The 5,979-nt window shown below is 61.6% G+C and carries 4 protein-coding genes; 2 read left to right on the top strand and 2 right to left on the bottom strand.

What is annotated here, in order from left to right; all coding sequences use genetic code 11:
- Nucleotides 1–2,291 (top strand): hypothetical protein (locus RMO15_RS22355; protein WP_309717456.1); only part of this gene is annotated, 2,291 nt, incomplete at its 5' end.
- On the opposite strand, the gene RMO15_RS22350 is transcribed toward RMO15_RS22355, so the two are convergent.
- Nucleotides 2,292–3,011, bottom strand: coding sequence for a hypothetical protein (locus RMO15_RS22350; protein ID WP_309717453.1), 720 nt, complete (start codon nt 3,009–3,011; stop codon nt 2,292–2,294).
- Between the two features lie 76 nt (nt 3,012–3,087).
- Here RMO15_RS22350 and RMO15_RS22345 point away from each other — a divergent pair, with 76 nt between their 5' ends.
- Entirely contained in the window at nt 3,088–5,550 is a 2,463-nt protein-coding gene (locus RMO15_RS22345; RefSeq protein WP_309717451.1) for a hypothetical protein, read from the top strand.
- A 4-nt stretch (nt 5,551–5,554) separates the two neighbouring features.
- Here the strand turns inward: RMO15_RS22345 and RMO15_RS22340 are convergent, their stop codons facing one another.
- Nucleotides 5,555–5,884 (bottom strand): hypothetical protein, encoded by a 330-nt coding sequence (locus tag RMO15_RS22340; protein ID WP_309717448.1) that lies wholly within the window; start codon nt 5,882–5,884, stop codon nt 5,555–5,557.
- Between the last annotated feature and the right edge of the window lie 95 nt (nt 5,885–5,979).

Raw genomic sequence — 5,979 nt, 5'->3', positions numbered from 1 at the left:
CCTTGCTGGCGCTGACCACACCGTCATGGGGAAGCTATGGGGATCACCTTGCCTCGGTGCACTTTCATAGTGCACAGCCCGATTTTGGCATCGCCCCCCGCCGTGGCCGTGTCTGGAGTCGTGAGGACGACGACCGTCCCGGCCATTATACAGAAGGCTTGGATCAGGTTCGCCACCAGGAGCTGAGCGTGGAGCGGGATGAGGAGCGTGCCGCAAAGCGGCTTCGCGCACTTGGGAAAACACAGACGCTGGCAAGGGTGGTGGTTGGAAAAGACGATTTTGTGGGTGCCCGGCAGCTCTGGGAGGGATTTGTCGCACGCTTTGGAGCCAGTGGCGAGGTGCAGGATCGGCTTGAAGTGCTGGCACACCCCAACCCACCTGCCGAGCCGGTGCGGCGCTATCTGGCGGCGCTGGACAGGCTGGAAGGCTCCAACACGGGCTGGAATGAGGCGCGGGATGCGTTTGCAACGCTTCATTCCGATAACTCCCTGCCCCGCTGGCTTCGCGAGCACGCTGCCTACCAGCACGCTGCTGGGCTGGCGCAGTGGCTCAACTACAAAGATGCCGTTGCACTCTGGCAGGCGCAGGTTCTCCAGTTTCCCGACGGCGAGAAGCGTGAGGCGGCGCTTCTGATGATCGCCCGTGCGTGCCTGCTCCATAAAGCCATCCCCGACGGTGTCCGCACGGGCCGCGCCGCCACCGAGCAGCTCCTGCGTGCCTTCCCCAAAACGCGCTTTCGTGTCGCCGCCCGTGGCTTGCTGGCCCGTGCAGACCTAGACGAGGGGCACTACGAAGCTGCCGCAAGCACCTACTGCGCCCTCAACGATGGCAACTCGATTGTGGACGTGCGACGACGGTCTGAAAACTCGCCTTTGGAGCCGCGCCTGCGCACGCTTCAGCTGATTGCTTACTTGCATGCTCTCAATGGTGCAACGGATCATCGGCAGTACAGGCACGCGCTCCGGGGGATCTCCCGCTCGCTTGCTCTCTTCAAGCCCGATACGGGTAAAGTATTTCTGGATCGCCTGGTGAAAGACCCATCGCTGGCCACGCCCTATTTTTACTTCCGCCTCAATCACTGCGACAACAAGCCCGAAGACTTTCTCCGGCTGGCAGCACTCGCGGATCGGATTGCGGAGCGTGAGGCACTACCCGCCGTGCTACGCGTGCGCTTGGCAGAGATCTACTACAAGAACGACGACTTCCGCCGTGCGGCTCGCTGGGCACGCACCGCCACCAACGATCCCGACGAGAGAGTGCGAGGCCGTGCGCTCTATGTTCGTGCCAGTAGCCGCTACCGCCAGAGGCAGCTGACCGCCGCACGCAAAGATCTGGAGCACCTGCTGGACACCTGTCCCCGTAGCACGGTTCGCCACGCGGCCCGTGAGCTTCTGGCCGTGGTCGCGGAGGGCCAAGGAGACTTTCCCACGGCGCTGGACCAGTACTTGGCTATTAACTACCGCGACGACTACGCCTATCTGATTGATGCTCGCCTGCCGATTGCGACTCTGGAGAGCTACCAGCGCACTCGAACGTACCACAAAGACCTTCTCGCCTACAGCCTCGCCCTGCGGCACTTGCGGCTGGAGCACTGGGACGAAGCCCGCCTCTGGCTGGCGCGGGTACCCGAGAAATCCTACGCGCTTTTTGTGGGCGGCACGACGCAGGACTCCGACTGGGGCCAGAGCTTTGCCGAGCAAGGGGCCAGTCCCAAGAAAGTCCTCGCCACTCTCTCGCATCTCTGGCGGGCAGCGGAAAAAGCACGCGGCACCGAGGCAAGAGCATCGGCCCGCTACGACTACGCCCGTGCCTACTACACCCAGGGGCTCCTCCAGCTCTACAATGCTCCACTTTGGCAAGGGGGGCGGATGTTCAACTTTAATAACTACTGGAACAAGGCACTCGCCACGCCCGCCGATGATAGGGCCGTCCAGCGCTACATGTACCAGCACGAGGTCTATGCCCACACGCGCCAGATCTGTCTGGAGATCGCGCAGGACTACCCCCATACCAAGATCGCACCTGCCGCACTCTACCGCGCCGCCTGCGCTGCTGATCGCCTAGATGGCCTCAACGAGTGGTGGCGGGCAGATGCCGAGGGGCGCTTTGAGGAATATGTGGGAGACGGTGAGAAAAAACGTGAGCGTCGTCAGCGCCCTTGGCAGGATCACAGCAAAGAAGCCTCTCTACTCATGGCGCGGCTGGTGAAGCGCTACCCCAAGCACCCGCTTGCCACTCCCGCCCGCAAGTATGCCGATGTCTTTGTGGGCAGAGGAGACTTCTCCGAGTAGCTAGCGCAGACGGTAGTGCTTACCTTGGTAGGCAACCATCAGCTTCCCCGTTTTCTGGCTCCAGCCGATGCTGATAACTGCTGATGGGGCAGGGGCGGCGGCAATATTGTGCAAGTGATCGCCCTTGGCATCGCTCACCCAGATTTCTAGCACTCGGTGGGGCGGAAAACGTTCGGCGAGGCCCGGAAAGAAGCGCCCGAGCGTAGCCACTCCTGGACGGTCGTAGGAACTGGTGAGAAACCAAGCGATCTGCGTTCCTTGCGGCGAGAGCACCGCGTCTTCGAGGGTCTGAACGGTCTTGGGAAGACGCAAGGTGCTTGTCTTAAGGGAGAGCTCGCGCTCCCCAATGCCAAAAGTCGTGATGGCTGCCACCGCCGGATTCTTCGGGCGCAACGTGGGAAAGCCTGGCTCGTAGACAACGGCGCGAAGCGTGGGGGTGATGCCCAGCAGATGCCCCGTGGGCTTATTGATATGCGTCGCGACCGCTTCTTCCGTGTGCACTAATCGGTAGAGCCCGCCCGGCATTAGCTGAAGCCTGCGGCCCGAGCCATCTGGGAGGGGCTGCTCATTGGCTGAGATGAGCCAAGGCCCATCCCCCTCACAGAGCCCCATGTCCTGAGGGATACGCGCCACAGCATAGCCAGCACGCAGGGCCATCAGCGAGGCGGCCAGCACCAGAGCACTCAGAAAAAGTAAAGCACGGTAGTGGCGGCGGAGCATACCGCAATTCTACCGCGCCCACGCTTTGGGAACAATCTCACCTACGAGACGATCAGAGTGACTATAGTGCGAGCATATGGATCGTCGTAGCTTTCTGCAGACAACGGCCCTGGGGGTCTGGGCGATGAACGAAGTCGAGCCGGATCAAGCACTTCCCCACGTCTGGGAGCTACGCCGCGAGGGCGCAAAAGACTGGCGACCTGCCACCGTCCCCGGCTGCTGGGAGAACGACGGCATCCCTTCCACATTTTCCGGCCCCGTTTGGTACCGAACCACCGCCCCCCCTGCCCCCAATAATGGGGGAGCCCGAACACGCCTGTGGTGGGAGTTCGATGCGGTCTCCTATTACTGCGAAGGCTTTGCCGATGGCAAGAAGCTTGGGGAGCACACGGGGCTCTGGGATGCGTTTGCGTGGGAGCTTCCCGCAGGCACGCGCGAGCTGACGCTACGAGTGGAGAAGCCGGGCAGTGTGCGTTTTCCGCTGAACCAGACACTGGCTGTTGAGGCTCCTTGGGGCGGGCCGTGGCAAGAGGCTCGCGTCCACACCACCGGCCCGGCAAGAATTGCGCAACTCTGGGCTCCTGCCGATAGCCAGGGAAACGTCGCGGTAGAGGCGGAGCTTGATCTCGCTTCGGGCACACGGGCGCTGGTGACGTTTTTGCTCACCGATCCTGAGGGCAATCCCGTGGCACAGGCGCAGGCCGAGGCAACGAAGTCGGGAGTGGTGACAGTGGTGAATCTAACGGTCACTAGGCCGCTGCTCTGGAGCCCGGAAGCGCCCCACTGCTACACCCTGACCGTCACGGCAACGCAAAACAATCTTCTCTCGGATCGCCAGACACGCACCGTGGGCTTCCGGAAAGTCCAGCGCGACGGTGAGCGGATCTTGCTCAATGAGCAGCCGATCTACTTTCGTGGCCTGCTCGCCAATGATGGCTACGAGAAGACGCGGGCTCCCAACCCACCGCCTGAGGTGTTTGAGGCGGAGCTCAAGCGGGCAAAGGCGCTGGGCTTCAATGGCATCATGCTCTCGGGCTGGGTTCCGCCCCGTGCCTACTTCGAGCTCGCGGCTCGCCTCGGGGTTCTGCTCTGGGTGGAGCTACCGTTGGGGCCGTTTGCCAAAAGCGAGGCTTTCACCAAGCAGACTCTCTTGGAGTACGCCCGGATCGTGCGGCAGATTGGGGATCATCCGGCGATCTTGCTCTGGACAGTGGGCGGCGCACTGAGCCGAGGGAGAGATGCCACGCTGACCGCGCAGCTCTACGCCGTGGTAAAGAAACAAACCTACTCACCCCTTGTGCGAGACTGCTCCGGCTCCGCCGAGCTAGACAGCGACGTTTTGGAGGCTCCGCCAGAGCTTGCAGACTACAGCGAGCTACTTCTCTCCTGCGACCTGCCCTTTGTTCGCCCCACCTACGATGCCCTCGCGCCCCGCTGGCGCGCGAGGCAGCCCACTTTAATTACTGACCTGCGTGCGTCTTCCTCACTCGTTGCAAAGCACATGGTCGAGCTTGCCCGCGCCTCGCCCTTTACCGCAGGCTACACGCTGGCAGGGCTTCCTGAGCCGGGTGAGTTCAATGCCGACACCGTACTCTTTATCGAGCCCGACCGGCGGCGAGAGCGCATTGCGGGTGGGGATCGGGTGGTGTGGACAGACCGCGTGGGAGCTTGGTCGAGCGAGAGGATTCGACGGCATGTGGGCGTCTCGCACTTTGGCAAGACCTTGGGGCCAGGAGCCGTCCTACGCTGGAAAACCTCCACAGGCCAGAGCGGCGAGCTGACGCTGGGGCCACTGGAGGCAGGCGAGGTAAACGAGCTGGGTGTGATTGAGTTTACACCCCCTCTGCCCCCCGCAGGCGGAGGAGCCCTGAAGGCAGCTCTCATCGTGGAGCTGACAGCGGCGGGCAAGACGCTCTCTAAAAACACTTGGCCGCTCTGGGTGTTTGGAAAACGCGTCCCAACGTCGCCGGGGGCGATCACCAATCTCTACGACCCGGCGAGGCTTCTGGCGGGCTTTGAGGAAGTAACGGGCTGGAAGACACTTCCCTCCCCCAATCTAGGGCTGGGTGGGCCGGGGATTATCGTTGCCACAGCCTGGAGCCCGGAGCTGCTGGGGTTTGCTCGCAACGGCGGGCGCGTTCTCTACCTTCAGCCCTCGGCCTTTGGCGGACTGCCCGCACTGGGCCTGCCGTTCTTTCGTGAGGCCGCGCTGCTCGCCCATGATCACCCAAGCTGGGGCAGCTTTCCTTATGAAAAAAACGCGGATGTTCTCTTGTATGGTGTGGCACCCGACTGCGCCTTTGAGCCTGAGGCTCTGCAACAGCTGCTCGGCGTGCCACTGAGTCCAGTTCTCACACGAACCGACGCCCGTAGCGCCCAGGTGCACGCCTATGTGTGCGAGGTACAAGTCGGAGCAGGGAAGCTCCTGCTCACGACATTGCGTCCCTATGGGGGACTAGGGGACCAGCCCTCCGGCCTACAGCACGCGGTTTGCGGGGTAAGTTTACTACGTGCCTGGCTGGAGTGGCTGATCCGTTGACGGGCTACATTTTTTTCTTGTCGCCCGACATCTTGGACTTATCGCCCATTTTAGACTTATCGTCCATCTTGCCACCCATTTTGTCGCCTGACATCTTGGACTTACTTCCCATCTTGGCTTTCTCAGCGGCATGCATTGTCTTACAGTGGGCACACTCCGTCGTCTTGCCCATCTTCTTGGTGAGCTTGGCGCACTCGGCGCACTGCATCTTGCCCGCCATTTTCTTTTCGCCGCCCATTTTATTCATCTTGCCCATCTTGTCTTGAGCAAAGCTTGCAGTCAGTGTTGTTCCAGCGATCAAGGCCACCGTGGCCAGGGTGAGTAGTTGTTTCATGGTTTTTCTTTTCTTCAGGGTTCGGGAATCTCCCGTCTGCTCAAGAAACAAACCAGAAACGAAGAAAGTTCAATGACATCCCTCCTCCCCCTGCC

The organism is Armatimonas sp. (genome assembly GCF_031410135.1).
GTDB lineage: Bacteria > Armatimonadota > Armatimonadia > Armatimonadales > Armatimonadaceae > Armatimonas.
The sequence above is the reverse complement of the archived record's forward strand: the minus strand, read 5'-3'. Positions and strand labels throughout refer to the sequence as shown.

Bases quoted from the DNA above. Each gene is read 5' to 3' on its own strand.
- RMO15_RS22350 (WP_309717453.1), bottom strand. From the start codon at position 3,011: ATGCTCCGCCGCCACTACCGTGCTTTACTTTTTCTGAGTGCTCTGGTG.
- RMO15_RS22345 (WP_309717451.1), top strand. From the start codon at position 3,088: ATGGATCGTCGTAGCTTTCTGCAGACAACGGCCCTGGGGGTCTGGGCG.
- RMO15_RS22340 (WP_309717448.1), bottom strand. From the start codon at position 5,884: ATGAAACAACTACTCACCCTGGCCACGGTGGCCTTGATCGCTGGAACA.